Genomic DNA, 15,514 nt, shown 5'->3' with positions numbered 1-15,514 from the left:
GCACTCTGGAACGTGGCATCGTGCCGCCCTATCTTGCCCTCCTTAACGACCGGTGCATTTGGTCTGACAAGACCCTCTCGAGGATCTCGCCCTCGTGATCGACCGCCCGCCACAGATAGTGCTGCTTGCCGTTCACCTTCACTACCATCTCGTCGAGGTGCCACTTCCAATGCTTGAACCCTCGCATCCGGCTGACGCGCTGGCGGCGAATATCACCGGCGAACAGCGGACCGAACCGGTTCCACCAGTAGCGCACGGTCTCGTGCGCAACGTCGATCCCGCGCTCGAACAGCAGGTCCTCAACGTTACGCAGCGACAGCGGGTACCGCACGTACATCATCACCGCCAGACGGATGACCTCGGGCGATGAGTTGAAGTAGCGGAACGGCGATGCTGGGACTTTGCGACGGGGCATCGATTGGCCCTACCCTGCCCGCCTTAACAAGCGGTGCATTTGGTCTGACAAGACCCCTGGCTATACTTAGCCGAAGTGCCGGGCCCGACGCGGCACGTCGATCTCGTCAGAAGGGTTGGGCGGGTTCCTCAAAAGCTCGGTCGTGACGACGACCTCGCAAGTCTCAGTCGGCGTTCTCAGGTCCGCATCCGTTGCGCTGTAAATCCCAGCAATGTGGCTCCAGCCCCGATCGGTTTGGTAGCGCACGAGCATGACCGGCGCTCCCACAAGGTGAGGCTCCGGCTCGAAATCTTCGAGATCGATCGGCGGGCCGTGGTCCAGGCGCTCGAATAAGAAGCCCTGCCCTACGGGATGCACCACGCCAAGATAACGGATTTCGGATGCAGCAAAACCCATGCGGAAGCCCCCACATCGATCCGGCCGCTTTTGCTTAACGTAAATTCATAAATTGTCAAATGTGCGGGCTAGCCGTTGCAGGCGCATCCCGCTGGCTTGTGGCAAGTCTTGTTGCGGGCGATGCAGCTATCGCCGCACGCCTTGCCTTTTCGGCAGGTCTTGCAGCAAGCACCGACCTCGGCATTGAAACCCGCCGCGCACGCGGGAAGGGTGGAAGCTGGTGCCATTGCCAGCGCGAGCGCGGTTAGAAAATATTTCATGAGACCCCCTTTATCGCCCGAGCACACCCGCTAGAGCATGATCCACGTTAAAGGACTATTACCGCCATGTCATTAATCGCAGCGATAATTGCCCTCGCTCCCGTGATTCCAGCCGGAAATGAGTTCCAGTGCACGCCTGTCGCAGTCTGGGATGGTGACGGCCCGATCTGGTGCGAGGAGGGCCCGCGTATCCGCCTGTCCGGGATCGCCGCGCGCGAGATCGATGGCGAGTGTCGACCTGGGCACCCCTGCCCCGCCTCCTCAGGCGTCGAGGCGCGAAACGCACTCGTCAATTTGCTTGGCGGCGCTCGCGGCAATCTCCGACATGGCCATGTGATCGTTCGAGCGCCCGCGATGTCATGCGTTTCCACCGGCGCGGCTGGAGGTTCGCGAACCGGGGCATGGTGCGTTACGGCGAGCGGCGTGGATCTCTCCTGCGCCATGGTTTCAGGTGGCCATGCGGAAAGGTGGGCGCGCTATTGGGGACGACACGAATGTTGAAGCGCCCAAGGGTCAACCGTACAAGACCCTTGGACGCTTCTCGACACGTCGTGAGCACTTATAGCCGACCTAAAATTAAGATTCCGTCTCTTCCGCGTTGAATTATAGTTAATCAAAGGCGGCTTGATATTGCCTTTCCGACGGTCCATTACGTCCCGGTAACAGTAACTGGGGGTAACAATGAAGATTAGCCAGCTAACTGGCCTTGCCGTGGTGGCTTTTGCACTCGCGGGATGCGGGGGCACGGTCGATCGTCCTGTGACAGCAGGAATGAACCAGCTCACACAGGGCAACGTGACGATGAACCTGCGCGTCGGTCAGACTACGCAAGCTGAGGTCTTGGAGGTTTTTGGAGCGCCGAACATCACCACGGTCAACGGCCAAGGCGAACAGGTTTGGTCGTATCAGCGCCATGCAACGGTGAGCCAATCTGAGAGCAGCGCAAACGGGTGGACCGTCCTTCTTGCTGGCGGTTCCAGCGAGGCTGCGAATCTCGCGCGCACCCAGCGCACGATGACGCTCATCATCAAATTCGACGAGAACAATGTTGTGAGCGACTTCCGGTCGCGCGCAAGCGAATTCTAAAACTGGGGGAATACCAAATGAAGCGTAAATTCGTAACGGTGGCGGTAGCCGCCCTTGCCCTGTCGGCGTGCGCCGGCGGCCAGAAGATCAGCATGACGCCGATGGAAATTCAGGCCATGCAGCAGCGCGATTTCGAAGTGCCTAAATCGGTCGCGTTCGCAAGCACCGTGTCGGTGTTTCAGGATCTAGGCTACCAGATGCTGGCGGCCGATTTGGAGACCGGTTTCATCAATGCCCAGAGCAACACGAAAAATTCGACGAACTTTTGGGAAGCCATGGGCGGTAGCAGCTCGAACAAGACTGTTCGTGCAACCGCCTATGTTGAACAACTGAACCCAACGACCTCTCGCGTGCGCCTGAATTTTGTTGAAGCGAAAGACTCCTCGACCTTCTACGGCCAGGATAGCTCGAAGTCGCAATCGCTTCTCGATGCCGCGCTCTATCAAGGTGCGTTTGAACGCATCAGTGAGGCGGTTTTCGTCCGCTCGGCTTCGAACTGAAATCGATCTCAAATACGAAGGGGGGGCGCTCAGAAGATTGCCCTCCCATTTTTTCAAAAGGGCAACGCAGCGTGCGGGGTGTCCTCGCGGGTGTTCAGAATAGAGAAAAACCCCCGCCGTTTCCGACGAGGGTTTCTGCGCCGATTGGTGCGAGAGCTCGGTTCGGCCCAAGCCGTTAATTGGACCGGAGCCATGTGGCGCGGTTACGCAACGAGCGATTAACTCGTTGGCGGAATTAGTTTCTCCATAGGCACGGTCAATTCATCGCGCGGGTCGAACACCTCGTCGAACAGGGGCCGCTTATATTCCACGACCATCGATGTGTCCGGCGCTGCCTTGGCCCGCCGCTCATACTCGTCTGCGAGGCTTAAGAGACTTGCGCGGGAGGCGTCATCAACTGCCTGCTGGGCAAGGTTCCTGCAGGTCAGCGAGAGCTCCTCAAGGTGCGATCGTGACAGCATGACCTTATAATGCTGAACCCTGCTTAGGGTTTCATAAGACGCGGTTCCGTCTCAAACCAAGCTGCCTACCCTTCTAGACTTTCTGAACGCCGAGAAAACATTCGTCAAAATAGACGTTGGCAGTGCTGCCAGCGGTCAACACGGTGCTAATCTGGAACCGAACCGTTCGCGTCCCAGCGGGCACTTGACGAGAATGCATAAACGTTGCCCGCGTCGATAGCCGTCGCTTCGGACGATAGGTCCACATCCTGATAAATATTGCCATTACCTCCCGACCCCTTGTTGCAAAGGTAGGAGCCAAACGGGGGCGTATGCCCGCCGCTGCTAATGGTCACCGCTGCGAATTTGCTGCCAGCGCCAACGGTCCAGCACGAAAGGTCGCCGGTCTCGACGCGGCCGTTTGTCAAAAGGTTCGTGATAACGTTTTCATTCGGGATATACGTCATCTTCCCAAGCGACTTGCTCCACGAAATGTCAACAACCCATCCGCTGCCATATAAAATGTGGCTATCCGCCCGACCTTCAGAATAGCGCGGTGAAAACTGTATTGGAGCTAGCCGAGCCACTGGGCTCACACTGGAAATGATCGGCCCGATGATAGAAGCGATTGGACGGCGTTCAATGTCATGGCCGCTATTGGGCCGATAGCTGACTGGCTGTTTTGCAGCCTGATTTTTGAGGATGCGGCCCTACGTTTGAGGTCAGCCGTCAACGTCCGCTAACGACCCTTTACGGACATTCGGCAGGGCATCTTATCAATTTTGGATCCCTTCCCAGTCGAGGTCGAAGCGCGCGAGATATTTGCGCAGGCGATCGGCGTCGTTGGTCGACTTGCGCTTGGAGCGCGAGACAGCGAACAGCGTTCGCCCAGCCTCGGACAGCGACCGGCTCGAGCGACAGGCGCGGATTACTTCGACCAGCTTATCATCATCGAAAATCAGCATCCGCCGGAAGGTGAGCTCGGAGGTCTCAACCTCACGGTATTCACGCGCAACCCCACCGAGGGGCGCTTCGGGCTGTTGTGACGTAGCCCCTGGCCGAGTTGTACCGAATGAAGGGCGGCTTTCAGGATCGAGGCTACTGTTCGCGGGCGGCTGATATGGGGCGCGAAGCGGACGCCACTGTCGCCGCGGCTTTGAAATTTACATTGATTTGAGTGCCTATTTTGTCGTCAATTCGGCACCATTTTTTTTCAGACCTGCCGCTTCGGCCTTAGATCGACACCAGCATGCTGGTGCCGGAAGGCACGCTTTGCGCGAGGATCTCGCTAATTTCGCGTGCGACGTCACGGCTTCGTGTGCTGTCTTTACCAGCGCAGCGGAATCCGTCGTCAAGCCGCCTGCAGCGATAGGTGCCCGCAAGATCCGGACGGCTGCGTGACAAGGCTTCGAGCGCGTCGCGCTGGGCGGCGGTCACCAATGTGGTGCCGGAGATCGTTTCGCGGCGCAGTGATGATGGCGAACCGCTCTGCCTCGTTTCTGTCGCGGGCGTGGTCGCGCTTTTCGCTCTTACGGTGCTAGCCATCATGATGCGCTGCCATTCGGGGGGTGCATCGGACCGAGAAGCAAGCGCGGGTGTATCGCTCGTTGGCGGCGGCGGCGTTTCCTCCGAAGACGACGCCATCGCCTCGTCACTTGCAAGGTCGAACATTGAGATGCCGCCCTGCGTGGGTTGTTTCGGCGAAGACACCGTGGGGTAGGAAAAATAGAGCAGCGCGAGCAGTCCGATACTGAACGATGCAGAGAGCGACAATGAGATCGCCTTCCTCGCGAATGCGACCATTTTCGGTCGCCGGGGCGCCGGACGCTCAACCCTTCGGCAGTAAAAATAGTCTATGGGTTCTTCGAACACCCCGAGATGGACAAACATGCCCTCCTGATTCGATCCGCGTTCGAATGGACGCGATGCGAACCGTTTCATCACCGCCCCCCTATTTGTAACGGCATACGTTGCCCCGCAGCATCGATCACCGTATGCGCGTACCAATCGTCTGCTTCGATTACCACCTCGACAGTTTGAGGGCCAGTGACCGTTGTATTGACGCCTAGTGCGTCCAACGGCTGGAAGTCCATCGCTCCCCCTACCGCGGTGAATCCTGTCGCCAGAAGTTGGGCCGAATTGGTACGGTCGCTCAATTCGTCGACCGACCGAAAATGCCGGTCCGCCGCCCGCGCCTGTGCGATCCGCGCGGCCAGGATGCGGCGCTGCTCATCGCCGAGCGGCAGCGACGACAAGCGTTTCTCGATAGCCCTCATTGGCGCACGGTTGAGATCGGTCTTAGTCGACTGGTCGATAAGGCGGACCGATACTGCCTCCCCGCCGATATTCAGCAATATTCCCGCTTCACCAGCGTCAAACCGCGCCGCACCGCGTTCGAAGCGGCGGTTCGCGATCACCGTCTGAAAGGCGCTTTCCGCCAAATAACGGGCTCCAAGATCGTGGATGGCTCGAGCACTTTCACGATCACCTTGCCAACGCAGATAGATGAGCGCCGCCGCCACGCTCGCAATCCCGAGCAGCAGCCAAAGCGCACTCAAAAGCGCGAAACCATTGATCTTATCGCGCAGCCGCATCGCCCCTCCGCACCTGCGTCTCCATGCCTTGCTCGATCAGCGGGATGGCATCGTCGACAGCAAGGATCAGCTGATCGACCGCTTCGCCAACCTGGCCAGCGTTGCGCAGAACGGTCGGCGTCAGGAGGATGATAAGTTCCGTGTGCGCCTCGTCCTCGCGCCGACTGCCGAACAGTCCGCCGAACAGAGGAATCTGACTGAGCACGGGAATGCCCGACTTGGTCACCACCCCGCGATGCCGGATGAGCCCGCCAAGCGCGATCATCTGCCCTGACGTCGTGGTGACGGTGGTGGCGACGCGGCGCTGCTGGATGGTGGGCGAGTTAATCCCGGACGACGTCGTCTCCGCAACATCGCTGACTTCTTGGATGATGTCGAAGGTGACCACCCCGCTCTCGTTCACGCGCGGCGTCACCTCGAGGATCACACCGGTGTCTTTGAGCTCGACATTGTTGACAATCGGCGCGCCGGGCGCGGTCACGCCTTGCACCTGGCTGGTGATCACCGGAACCTGGTCGCCCACCTGTAGCGTCGCGGTCTGGTTGTTGAGCACGATCAGCTTGGGCGCGGACAGGACTCGCACATCGGTCTTCGCGTCGATCGCGTTGAGGACGGCCGAGGCGCGCGACCGCTCATATCCTATCGACAGACCCGGCAGTCGCGGCGCCGGAAGTAGCGAGGTGCCGCTATTGCTGATGATGTTGAAGTCACCGAGCAGCGCGTTGAAGTCGAGCCCAAATTCGAAATCCTCGGTCAGTGTGACTTCGGCGAGCACCGCCTCGATCAGCACCTGGGGAACAGGCCGATCGAGTTGCTCGAGTGCCTCCTCGATGAACGAATATTCGGCGCCGTCCGCATAGATGAGCAGCGAATTGGTCGCTTCGTTGGGCACGATGCGCGCACTGCCGCTGCGTCCCGGCACGATCGCCGGCAGTTCGGGCGCGCCAAGCGCCTCTTCCGCATCGGCTATTCGTCGGGGGGCGGGCATGGCGGCCACCGCGCTGTCGCCGACGCCGAGCACGAGCTGCAAGGTGCGGGCCATGTCGGTGGCGCGGCCGTTCTGCACATCGTAATTGTAAAGACGACGCTTACCCGCCGCGCCGCTGTCGAAACGGTCGACCCATTCGAGGACCGTCGCGATGTCGGCGTCGTTGGATGCGATGACGAGAAGCGAGTCGAGGCGCGGCATGGGGACGAGCCGCACCCGCTTGTCAATGATGTCATAGGGCGGCTGGAAGACCTGACGCAGCTCTGCCGCGACGGTCTCGGGCTCGACCGCCGATAGCCGCACCATTTCGAATGTCATGCCGGATAGCGCGCTTATATCGAACCGTTCCGCGATCCGCCGCGCATTGGCGCGCTGATTGGCATCGCCGACCACGATGATCTCGCCGCGCGCCACGTCGGTCGCCGCGACGCTGCCTTCCCCGGCAACCTCGGAAATCAGCTTGGCGATCGCCTCGACATCTCCTTGCGAGACCTTGATCGTCTCCGAAGCAAAGCCCGCCGTCGACGCCCCTTCCCCGCCGAGCGGCGCCACCGAGCGCGCGACACTGCGCGGTAGTAAGCGATAGCGGTAACCCTCGCGCAAGATCACCGCGTCGAGTGGGCGGAGCGCATTTTCAAACAGCCTGATCAGTTCGTCGGGACCCACCGGACGCACCGTGCGCAGCGTGACATTTCCTTGGACGGCGGGGTCGACGTCATAATCGACCTCGAGCATCGAGCCGAAAACCGCATCCGCCACCCTTCGCACGTCGGCATCGACGAAGCCGAGGGTGAACCCTTCTTCTTGGATGACCGCCGCGCTCGCGATAGACAGCGGCGTGATGGGCGTCGCGATGGCGGCAAATGAAAGCACCGCGACGGCGGCGTTCCGGTATGTCAATTGGGGGGCACTCAGCTTCATGGTGTCAATCCAATAGGAGTTCAATGGTGGTCGTCCCGTCGCGCAGGGCGACGCGATCGGCTTCGACACGCAGGAGAGACCAACCCTCCAGCGCGTCGCCTGCGGTCAATAGATGGGTTTCGCCTCGGTCATCGCGAAGCAGCGCAAGATCGCGCTGTGGCGAATGCGCGATCCCGACGAGCTTGAAAGACGCCCCGGCTCTATCCGCGCTATCAGATGGCAAGGCCATACCCTCGATTTTCAATATGGGCGGCGGGGCGAGGGGCAACATTTCCACTGTCGCCGTGGCCAGACGCAGCTCCGCTCGATCGGTCGATGGCGCTGGTGTGACAAGCGATGCGCGCACGCCGAGCAGCGACATGGCAACAGCAGCGCCCAAAACGGCGATGCGGGTCAAACGCTTGTTCATCGACCGGCGACACCTACAAGCTCGCCCCGGAAGGTCACCTTGCCCGCCTCCTCCTGGGCGGAAATCGACCAATGCCGAAAGCGCAGCACCGGGGCATTGTCCTCAAGCGCCCCGATCGCCTCGCTGATCGCCGCAGCGTCTCCTTGAAGGACAATAGGCAGGACGAGCGTGCCGTCGTCTGACTCACGCCCCTCCTGTAGCGCATACTCCACATTTTTTCCCGCAAGTCGCTGTTCGATCGCGACCACGAGAGCCTCTGCCCCGGCGGCTGCGTTAATGAACAACTTTTCGTTCGCCAAGGACTGGCCACGTTCCAGTTCGAGCCCGGTGACGAACCGTTGCTGCGCGAGGCGGATCGATTGGCTGGCAAGGTCGGCGCGCAACTCGCGCAGCCCGCTCACGCCCTGCCAAATCAGTACTGCAAGAAGGGCGACCGGCACCAAACTGATAAGCGCCGCTAGCAACTGCTGGTGTCTTCGGGTTCGCACACTTATCATCGGGCGGGCTCGAAATTGACGGTGGTCCGATCCCGCTCCTCGACCTCGACAGCGGTAAAACCCTCTTGCTCCAGCCGGTCGGCTGCGGTGGCCATCGAGCCGGTCATCGTTCCAATAAGTCCGGTGCCGGGACGTCGCGCAAGAAACAGGAGTTCCCTATTGTCGTCGGCCAGCATGTTCGCCGTTTCGAAATCGGCGGTAATGCTAGGCAGTTTCGCGATTTCACCCACCTTCCGCGCCGCGCGTTGTTGGCGTTCCATCGCCCGCAGCGCGCGCATCTTGGCCTCATATTCGGGCGCTATCGCGGTCATTTCGCGGTCGAGCCGCCACATATTTGCGTGCACCGCAACGGTAGCGACGAGCGGGGTTGCCACCAGGATCGCGCCGGCGATCAAGGCTGTCTTACGATGATACCACCAATTGCTCGCCCGACTTCCATCGACCCCATCGACCAGCGCGACGAGCCCGTCGCCCGTGTCGACCATGATCGAGGGCGCGGTGAATCCGGCATCGGTAAACTGCGCCAAGCGCCGTGCCACCACGTCGCGCCGCGCGATCCAGACGCGAACCACCACCTCGCCGCGCGTGACCTCGATGAGCCGCCAGGTCCAATGTAGTGCGTCGGGAACGATCGGGGAGTCGACGAGCAGGCGATTTTCGATCGCGGCCTCCAGTTGAAGCCCGCTCAACTTCGGCATCCGCATGTCGATCTGCAGCATGTCTGGTGCCCGAAGGGCGATCATGGCCTTTCGTTCGTCGACCCAGCGAGAAACTTCGCCGCGGCGCGCATTATCGAGTCCGTCCATGCCACCCGAAATCTCATAATGCGCACTGCCGCTCCCGTCGGAAAGTTGAACGAAAAGTTTCTCTCCTTCACATCGAAAGATCGACACCGGCCGGCGGGACAGCAGGCGTTGCCGCAAGGCAAGCGGGAGCATGTCCTCCACCGTGCCCCACCACCAATCGAAGCCGCGCCGGGAATGCGCTCGCGCGCGCATCATCGAAAGTCGCCAATCGACCGTCATCGGCAGGTCCTCGCGATCGAATCATAATGGCACTCCGCTGCCACCAGCGGTCGGAAGGCGCGAACCGCGACACGTCCCTGCTTGCCCTGCAATGCGAAGCCCCGCAGACGCCGTTCTTCTCCGGGGCTCGTGGCTGCATAGAGGCAATTGATGCCGACGTCCCCAGCCGCGCGCAGGATTTCGATAGCAACGTTCTTGCCAGCCCCCGCCAGCCCCAGCGTCACGTGCGATGCTTGCCCGCCCGACACCGTCAATTCCAGGCGACCTTCGCCGCCACCCAACGACAGAGGTAGGAACGCGGGCGCCTCGAGACGCTCCTTGTCGCATACCACTTGACCTGCGTCCTCCACCAGCGCGTGATCGGCGATCCAGTCCAGTTTGGTTGACAGCGCGCGTCGCTCCGCGGCCCCATCAGCTGAGCGCTCGACCCGGTACCTGTCGGCATATTGCCCGAACGACTGCCCAAGCCCGACGAGCAGGAGAGATGCCGCTACTAGGACGACGAGAAGCTCAATCAGGGTGAAGCCGTCAGCGCGCATCTTGGTCAACCTTGCCGTCGAATAGATGCCGCCGTGTCAGCGTAGCGAGGCGACGTCCCGAAGGGGTGGCGATGGTGACGCTCAGTTCATTGAGCCGGGCCCCGGTGATTTCGTCTTCGAAGATTGTCTGTTGCTCGACACTCACCGCGAGCTTTCCCGCCGTGCCACTTACCTCGATTTGTCCGCCGCTCGCCAGCCAGCCCTCAACGATGTCTGATGCCAGCGCGGCAGCCGCATCGCGCTCGCGCACGAGAGCCTGGCGCCGGTCCGATGCCTGCATGCCGTTGGCAACGACGATCAGGACGATCGCAGTCACGACCAGCGCCACCAGCACTTCGACCAACGTGAAGCCCCGGGCGCGGCTCATGGCAACACCCGTGCGCGACCACCGAGAATGTCGACCTCGACCAATTCGTGCGGCGACAGGCGAATTGCTCCGCCATTTGAGGAGCCATCGGGATAAAAGCGAAAGATGTGCGCCTCGCTTGCCGCGTCGTCGGCTTTCACTGTCACGAAAGTGACGCGCCTGTGCGCGATCGCCGCACGCCGCGCCTGCGCCAGCTGGGCCAGTACCTTCTCGCCCGGCGGGCGATCATGCGGCGAACCACGCGGCGCCGCAAATAGCACGAGCGTCGTCACCAGCGCCATCAATGCCAGCGCCACGAGCAGCTCTACCAGCGAGAAACCGGCGTCAGCGCGCGAGTTCGAGGTCGGCGTCATCGCCCTTGCCCCCCTCCTCGCCATCGGCGCCGAGCGTCCACAGGCGATAGCCGCCGTCGCGCTCTTCATATCGTAACTCCCGGTTCCAGGGATCGCGCAGCTGGCGTACCTCCGACAGATAGGGCCCCATCCATGTGAGGTCGTCTTCCGGTGCTTCGAGCAGGACGGCGAGGCCTTCCTCGCTCGTCGGATATCGTCCCATGTCGATTTCGAAATAACGCACCGCCTGCTCGACATTATTCAGCTGCAGCCGGGCCGTCTTGCTCTTGGCGCTGTCGAGCATGCCCATGACCTGGGGCACGACCATCGTCGCGATGAGGCCGATCACCACCAGCACGACGATCATTTCCATCAGCGTGAAGCCTCGCTCACGCGGCCGCGATTGATCCGTCATGCGGTGATGTCCCCCAACGCAAAAATACCCATCATGACCCCCGAGACGAGAGTCGCGACAATGACACCGAGCAGCACGATCATCGCTGGATTGACCAATGAGATCAATCGGTTAATTCTTGATGAGGCAATCGATGACATGATCTGGCCAGCGCGTTCGAGCGTCGGACCGAGCCTGCCCGACCGTTCCCCCACTTCGACCAGCGCGACGACCGACACCGGGAACACACGGGTTCTGGCAAAAGCGCGTGAAGGCATGTCGCCCTCGAATAATCGTTCGCGGATGGCGAGAAGGTCGCGGCGCCATCGCTCGCTCGACGTTCCTGCGGAAGCGAGCCGTAGCGCGTCGGGCAGCAGCACTCCCTTGGACAAAAGGCCGCCAAGGATAGAGCAGGTACGTCCGGCCAGATATTGGTCACGCAACTGGCGCCCCGGAAAAGAAGATCGTGCAAGGAGCGCCGCGCGCCATGGCGGTCGACGCAGGAAGGCCGTGAGCGCCATCGGCAAGGCGATTACGGCGAGGAGGAGGAACGTGCCGTGTCGCTCCACCAGCGAGGCCAAGGCCAGCACCCACAAGGTGGCCTGCGGCAAGCGTGCTTCCTCGCCCTCGAAGAGGGGCGCGAATTGCGGCACCACAGTCGTCAGGATGATCGCGACGGCGAGTATCGTACCCACCAGCACGACCATCGGATAGGTCATCGCGGTCACGATGGCGCGCCGCGCCTCATCGATGGTCGACAGCCGCGTCGCCGCATCGCGCAACGTGCCGACGAGGTCACCCGACCGTGCCGAGGCTTCGATGAGGCCCAGCACCCAGCCAGGCAGGACGGCGCGGGCGGCAAATGCCTCATGCACTTCCTGCCCTGCCTCCAGCCGCACCGCGACCTCGCGCAGCCAGGCGCGTTGGCGCGTCGACACCACCTGTTCCTCGAGCAGCCGGACGGCATCGACGAGCGGCAGACCCGCCTCGAGAAGGATCGCGAAGCGGTCGAGCAGCGAGGCGATCTCGCCCACCCCTGCAGCAGATGTCAGATGGACCGGCTGATCGAGGCGCTCGCGCAGGCTAAGGGGGCCGGTACGCACCTGCAACGGCGTATCGCCTTGCGCGATCAGGCGCACGACCGCCTCGTCGCGGGCATCGGCGATGACGATCCGCTCGTCCCGCTTGCCCTCGGCAGTCACGACCCTGGCGCGCCATTCCGCCATCGATCAGTCCGCCAACCGCGCCAATTCGGCGACATCGGTGTCGCCCGCCGCGACCGCCGCAAGACCGCGTCCGGCGAGCGTCTCGTGCGGCCGCAGCGTGGCCCGCAGCGCGGCATCGTCGCCCGCATCCACCGCGCGCTGCTCCGCCTCGCCGACCCGCAGCAATTCGGCCAGCGGCACGCGGCCGCGATAGCCGCTGCCATCGCAACTCGGGCACCCTACCGCGTCATAAATCTGCGATGGTGCCGCCACGCCCGCCTCGTCGAACCGTGCCGCCTCGGCCGCGGTCACCGGGCGGGCCCGCTTGCAGGCATCGCACAGGCGCCGCGCCAGCCGCTGCGCGATGACCGCGCGCACCGTCGCGGCAGCCAGGTAATTCTCGATGCCGATATCGCGCAGCCGAGCGAAGGCCTCGGCGGCGCTGTTCGTATGCAGGCTGGTCAGCACCAAATGCCCGGTCATCGCCGATCGCAGCGCGATATCGGCGGTGTCGCGGTCGCGCACTTCGCCGACCATCATCACGTCGGGGTCCTGCCGCAGGAACGAACGCAGCGCCGAGGCGAAGGTCAGCCCGATTTCGGGCTTGACCGCCACCTGCGTGATGCCGTCGAGCATGATTTCCACCGGGTCTTCGACGGTGAGAATCTTCACCTCGGGCCGGTTGAGCCGCGACAAGGCGGCATAGAGCGTCGTCGTCTTGCCCGACCCCGTGGGACCGGTGAGGATGACGATCCCATTGGGCTGGGCGAGCACCTCCTCCAGCCCCGCGCGCACGGCCTCGGGCAACCCGATCTCCTCGAGCGCGAGGCTGCGCATGGTCTGGCCGAGGAGGCGCAGCACGACCGATTCCCCATGCACGCCCGGCGTCGTTGCGACCCGCACGTCGACCGGGCCATCGGCAGTGGTGAAGCGCAGCCGCCCGTCCTGCGGGATGCGGCTTTCGGCAAGGTCGAGCCCGGCGAGGATCTTGACCCGATTGACCACCGCGCGCGCTTCGCCAGCCTCGAGCCGGTCGACCTTGAGCAGCCGCCCGTCGATACGCTGGCGCACCACGGTGCCCGCCGCCCCGGCCTCGAGATGCACATCGGACGACCCCGCCCGCCGCGCCTGGCGCAACCGCTGGACGAGATACCGCCCCGCCGGCCCCAGTCCAGCATCCTCCTCTTCGGGCGTGGGCGCGGGAAGCGCGGCGGATAGCTCCTCCCGCGCCGCCCGCTCTTCATGCTCGCGCGCCGCCCACTGCGCCTCGATCCAGTCCGCCGACCGCTGCTCGTAGCGCCAGTTGCCCGGACCGAACGCGAAGTCGAAGGGCGCGGGGTCGAGGTCGGCGGGAGCATGCACTCCAAACACGGCCCCAGATAACGAACTATCTACTAGAAACCTCCCTGCAAAAAAATTCCGATTGCATAGCCCAACGAATAACATCGTCACTTCCTATTTCCCCGCACGAAAATAGAGATAAATTTAAGTTTTCTATTCGGATTCCCTGCCCTTCTTTAACCTTACCAATGCGACGATAAAGTCAAAAAGTCCATTTACTATTATGAATAGCGATACGAGCCACACCCAATTAAAAAAGCTGTGATATTCTATGTACATATAAATAGCTACAGCAAACTGCGCGAACGACTTAATGAGATCGACTAGGTAATGATCCCAATCAATATTGGACATTTGGGCAGCTCCCTTCATTTACCCTGGCGATTTGCTCGAGCCTTGCGTCGATTGCTTGAATCTTTCTGTAGTTACTCAGCGCTCCGTCGGCGCCAACCAAAATAAGAGCTCCTGCTACGACTTCTACCGGTGTCTTAGTTGGTGTCGTATTTAGTTTTCCGTTTAGCATCTTGGCGACTGACCCCAGTATGCTGACGGCTCCCCAATCATTGACATTGTATTCATAGCCAAATTTAAAGTAATTAAGATTAGCAGGATTATTCCATACATTTTCGCGTGTGACCCTGCTTGGCAAGTGAGGCTTAAAGAAATTCACGCGATCAGCCAGAGCTCGACATGAAGGTGGAATGTACACTGGTGTAGGGGCCTGCACCCTAGGAGGCCTTTTGCCACTGCCTCCGCCTTTTCCGCCCCGTGACCCTACAATAACCACTCCCTGATCAGGAGAGCTAGTCGGCGTTCCGCAACTGATTACGTCTTGACCAGCACTTTTCTGAACATACATCACTGCATTCGAGGGGCAAGAAGGCTCGGGCGTACCTGTTACGACAATCGGGCCGCTATCAAGTCCGAGCGGATCTGCGAAATTAATCGGATCCCCACCCACATAATTATAGAAATTCAACCCGTCGCCATACCCAATCGGATCGGTCTGCATGAACCGGCCAAGATCCGGCGAATAAAAGCGGGCCTTGTAATAATATAGGTCGAGTTCATCGATCCAGGTTTGGCCCGTATATTGGAACCGGCCGACATTGCCCGCGCCGGGCTCGCCATAAGCGCCATAGCTGTTCACCGCGACGATCTGACCCGCATTGTCGGTGACGCTGACGATCGAGCCGCGCTCGTCGCGCATCAGATATTGGCGGTTGCCCGAGCCCGGGGTCGCGCCTTCGTACCAGACCAGCGGATTGTCCATGCCGGGGCCGTGCACGTACCAGCGCAGCGCATTGCCGCCGCCGTCGGTTTCCTGGATGAGGTCGAGACCGTCATAGACGAAGTTCGTCTCCACCCCCTGGCCGTCGACCAGCGTGCGCAGTCGCCCGAGCGGGTCGTAGGACAGGCTCACGCCATTGGGGCCGCTAGTCAGGAAATTCTCGCTGTCATAGCCGAACTGCCTGGTGCCCCAGTCGGTGAGGTTGCCGCGCGCGTCATAATCCATCGCCTCGCCCGCCGCGGTGACGAACTGGTTGAGCCCGTTGACCGTATAATTCTCGGTCCCCGGCTGGTGGCCGTCGAAACTATAGGCCTCGTGCGAACGATCGACAGTCGCGATCTGGCCAGCGGGCGTATAGCTGAAGCTGCTGGTCAGGTCGGATCCACTGCCGGGCAAGTCGTTGGCCAGCTGGAGCAGGCGCCCGACCGCATCGACATTCGAGGTCTGCACGCTCTGCGCCGTGCCATTGCCCAGCGCGGTGCTCGTCATACGGCCCAAATTGTCATAGCCGAAC

Annotated in this window: 19 protein-coding genes and 1 pseudogene; 2 read left to right on the top strand and 18 right to left on the bottom strand. The window is 61.6% G+C overall.

Features of this window, described 5'->3' with window-relative positions:
- Nucleotides 1–58: 58 nt before the first annotated feature.
- From NUW51_RS12815 to NUW51_RS12805, 3 genes and pseudogenes are all read right to left on the bottom strand, one after another.
- Nucleotides 59–415, bottom strand: a pseudogene (locus NUW51_RS12815) (IS6 family transposase); the annotation flags it as partial.
- 66 nt (nt 416–481) lie between these two features.
- Complete coding sequence (locus NUW51_RS12810; protein ID WP_265588011.1) at nt 482–811, bottom strand: hypothetical protein; 330 nt, start codon at nt 809–811, stop codon at nt 482–484.
- 68 nt (nt 812–879) lie between these two features.
- Nucleotides 880–1,071, bottom strand: a complete 192-nt coding sequence (locus NUW51_RS12805; RefSeq protein ID WP_265588010.1) for a hypothetical protein — start codon at nt 1,069–1,071, stop codon at nt 880–882.
- A 681-nt stretch (nt 1,072–1,752) separates the two neighbouring features.
- Here NUW51_RS12805 and NUW51_RS12795 point away from each other — a divergent pair.
- Nucleotides 1,753–2,157 (top strand): hypothetical protein, encoded by a 405-nt coding sequence (locus NUW51_RS12795; protein WP_265588008.1) that lies wholly within the window; start codon nt 1,753–1,755, stop codon nt 2,155–2,157.
- Nucleotides 2,158–2,174: 17 nt separating this feature from the next.
- Nucleotides 2,175–2,657, top strand: coding sequence for a hypothetical protein (locus NUW51_RS12790; RefSeq protein ID WP_265588007.1), 483 nt, complete (start codon nt 2,175–2,177; stop codon nt 2,655–2,657).
- A 607-nt stretch (nt 2,658–3,264) separates the two neighbouring features.
- Here the strand turns inward: NUW51_RS12790 and NUW51_RS12785 are convergent.
- From NUW51_RS12785 to NUW51_RS12715, 15 genes are all read right to left on the bottom strand, one after another.
- On the bottom strand, nt 3,265–3,564 hold the full coding sequence (locus tag NUW51_RS12785; protein WP_265588006.1) for a hypothetical protein: 300 nt from the start codon (nt 3,562–3,564) through the stop codon (nt 3,265–3,267).
- A 309-nt stretch (nt 3,565–3,873) separates the two neighbouring features.
- Nucleotides 3,874–4,062, bottom strand: a complete 189-nt coding sequence (locus tag NUW51_RS12780; RefSeq protein WP_265588005.1) for a hypothetical protein — start codon at nt 4,060–4,062, stop codon at nt 3,874–3,876.
- Between the two features lie 268 nt (nt 4,063–4,330).
- Entirely contained in the window at nt 4,331–5,038 is a 708-nt protein-coding gene (locus NUW51_RS12775) for a hypothetical protein (RefSeq protein WP_265588004.1), read from the bottom strand.
- Nucleotides 5,038–5,691 carry a hypothetical protein gene (locus NUW51_RS12770; RefSeq protein ID WP_265588003.1) on the bottom strand — a complete coding sequence of 218 codons (654 nt, stop codon included), beginning with the start codon at nt 5,689–5,691 and terminating at the stop codon, nt 5,038–5,040. The genes NUW51_RS12775 and NUW51_RS12770 overlap by 1 nt, the downstream gene beginning before the upstream one ends.
- Nucleotides 5,675–7,600: a secretin N-terminal domain-containing protein gene (locus NUW51_RS12765; protein ID WP_265588002.1), complete on the bottom strand. Its 1,926-nt coding sequence runs from the start codon at nt 7,598–7,600 to the stop codon at nt 5,675–5,677. The genes NUW51_RS12770 and NUW51_RS12765 overlap by 17 nt, the downstream gene beginning before the upstream one ends.
- A gap of 4 nt (nt 7,601–7,604) precedes the next feature.
- Nucleotides 7,605–8,009, bottom strand: a complete 405-nt coding sequence (locus NUW51_RS12760; protein ID WP_265588001.1) for a hypothetical protein — start codon at nt 8,007–8,009, stop codon at nt 7,605–7,607.
- Nucleotides 8,006–8,473, bottom strand: a complete 468-nt coding sequence (locus NUW51_RS12755; RefSeq protein ID WP_265588000.1) for a hypothetical protein — start codon at nt 8,471–8,473, stop codon at nt 8,006–8,008. Before NUW51_RS12755 ends, NUW51_RS12760 begins: the two co-directional genes overlap by 4 nt.
- 29 nt (nt 8,474–8,502) lie before the next feature.
- Nucleotides 8,503–9,531, bottom strand: a complete 1,029-nt coding sequence (locus NUW51_RS12750) for a hypothetical protein (RefSeq protein ID WP_265587999.1) — start codon at nt 9,529–9,531, stop codon at nt 8,503–8,505.
- A complete protein-coding gene (locus NUW51_RS12745) occupies nt 9,528–10,070 on the bottom strand; it encodes a type II secretion system protein (protein WP_265587998.1) in 543 nt (180 codons plus the stop codon). The genes NUW51_RS12750 and NUW51_RS12745 overlap by 4 nt, the downstream gene beginning before the upstream one ends.
- Nucleotides 10,060–10,437, bottom strand: a complete 378-nt coding sequence (locus NUW51_RS12740) for a prepilin-type N-terminal cleavage/methylation domain-containing protein (RefSeq protein ID WP_265587997.1) — start codon at nt 10,435–10,437, stop codon at nt 10,060–10,062. The genes NUW51_RS12745 and NUW51_RS12740 overlap by 11 nt, the downstream gene beginning before the upstream one ends.
- Nucleotides 10,434–10,790 (bottom strand): prepilin-type N-terminal cleavage/methylation domain-containing protein, encoded by a 357-nt coding sequence (locus NUW51_RS12735; protein ID WP_265587996.1) that lies wholly within the window; start codon nt 10,788–10,790, stop codon nt 10,434–10,436. Before NUW51_RS12735 ends, NUW51_RS12740 begins: the two co-directional genes overlap by 4 nt.
- Nucleotides 10,762–11,184, bottom strand: a complete 423-nt coding sequence (gene gspG, locus NUW51_RS12730) for a type II secretion system major pseudopilin GspG (protein ID WP_265587995.1) — start codon at nt 11,182–11,184, stop codon at nt 10,762–10,764. The genes NUW51_RS12735 and gspG overlap by 29 nt, the downstream gene beginning before the upstream one ends.
- Nucleotides 11,181–12,389: a type II secretion system F family protein gene (locus tag NUW51_RS12725; protein WP_265587994.1), complete on the bottom strand. Its 1,209-nt coding sequence runs from the start codon at nt 12,387–12,389 to the stop codon at nt 11,181–11,183. Before NUW51_RS12725 ends, gspG begins: the two co-directional genes overlap by 4 nt.
- A gap of 3 nt (nt 12,390–12,392) precedes the next feature.
- Nucleotides 12,393–13,730 (bottom strand): GspE/PulE family protein, encoded by a 1,338-nt coding sequence (locus NUW51_RS12720; protein ID WP_265587993.1) that lies wholly within the window; start codon nt 13,728–13,730, stop codon nt 12,393–12,395.
- 319 nt (nt 13,731–14,049) lie between these two features.
- Nucleotides 14,050–15,514, bottom strand: a 1,465-nt coding sequence (locus NUW51_RS12715; protein WP_265587992.1) for an RHS repeat domain-containing protein, incomplete at its 5' end; no start/stop codon positions are given.

Origin of the sequence: Sphingomicrobium arenosum (genome assembly GCF_026157085.1) — a bacterium.
Taxonomy (GTDB): domain Bacteria; phylum Pseudomonadota; class Alphaproteobacteria; order Sphingomonadales; family Sphingomonadaceae; genus Sphingomicrobium; species Sphingomicrobium arenosum.
The sequence above is the reverse complement of the archived record's forward strand: the minus strand, read 5'-3'. Positions and strand labels throughout refer to the sequence as shown.

What these genes read in the sequence shown, in the direction of transcription:
- NUW51_RS12810 (WP_265588011.1), bottom strand. Translation starts at nt 811, where the DNA reads ATGGGTTTTGCTGCATCCGAAATCCGTTATCTTGGCGTGGTGCATCCC.
- NUW51_RS12805 (WP_265588010.1), bottom strand. Translation starts at nt 1,071, where the DNA reads ATGAAATATTTTCTAACCGCGCTCGCGCTGGCAATGGCACCAGCTTCC.
- NUW51_RS12795 (WP_265588008.1), top strand. Translation starts at nt 1,753, where the DNA reads ATGAAGATTAGCCAGCTAACTGGCCTTGCCGTGGTGGCTTTTGCACTC.
- NUW51_RS12790 (WP_265588007.1), top strand. Translation starts at nt 2,175, where the DNA reads ATGAAGCGTAAATTCGTAACGGTGGCGGTAGCCGCCCTTGCCCTGTCG.
- NUW51_RS12785 (WP_265588006.1), bottom strand. Translation starts at nt 3,564, where the DNA reads ATGACGTATATCCCGAATGAAAACGTTATCACGAACCTTTTGACAAAC.
- NUW51_RS12780 (WP_265588005.1), bottom strand. Translation starts at nt 4,062, where the DNA reads ATGCTGATTTTCGATGATGATAAGCTGGTCGAAGTAATCCGCGCCTGT.
- NUW51_RS12775 (WP_265588004.1), bottom strand. Translation starts at nt 5,038, where the DNA reads ATGAAACGGTTCGCATCGCGTCCATTCGAACGCGGATCGAATCAGGAG.
- NUW51_RS12770 (WP_265588003.1), bottom strand. Translation starts at nt 5,691, where the DNA reads ATGCGGCTGCGCGATAAGATCAATGGTTTCGCGCTTTTGAGTGCGCTT.
- NUW51_RS12765 (WP_265588002.1), bottom strand. Translation starts at nt 7,600, where the DNA reads ATGAAGCTGAGTGCCCCCCAATTGACATACCGGAACGCCGCCGTCGCG.
- NUW51_RS12760 (WP_265588001.1), bottom strand. Translation starts at nt 8,009, where the DNA reads ATGAACAAGCGTTTGACCCGCATCGCCGTTTTGGGCGCTGCTGTTGCC.
- NUW51_RS12750 (WP_265587999.1), bottom strand. Translation starts at nt 9,531, where the DNA reads ATGACGGTCGATTGGCGACTTTCGATGATGCGCGCGCGAGCGCATTCC.
- NUW51_RS12745 (WP_265587998.1), bottom strand. Translation starts at nt 10,070, where the DNA reads ATGCGCGCTGACGGCTTCACCCTGATTGAGCTTCTCGTCGTCCTAGTA.
- NUW51_RS12740 (WP_265587997.1), bottom strand. Translation starts at nt 10,437, where the DNA reads ATGAGCCGCGCCCGGGGCTTCACGTTGGTCGAAGTGCTGGTGGCGCTG.
- NUW51_RS12735 (WP_265587996.1), bottom strand. Translation starts at nt 10,790, where the DNA reads ATGACGCCGACCTCGAACTCGCGCGCTGACGCCGGTTTCTCGCTGGTA.
- gspG (WP_265587995.1), bottom strand. Translation starts at nt 11,184, where the DNA reads ATGACGGATCAATCGCGGCCGCGTGAGCGAGGCTTCACGCTGATGGAA.
- NUW51_RS12725 (WP_265587994.1), bottom strand. Translation starts at nt 12,389, where the DNA reads ATGGCGGAATGGCGCGCCAGGGTCGTGACTGCCGAGGGCAAGCGGGAC.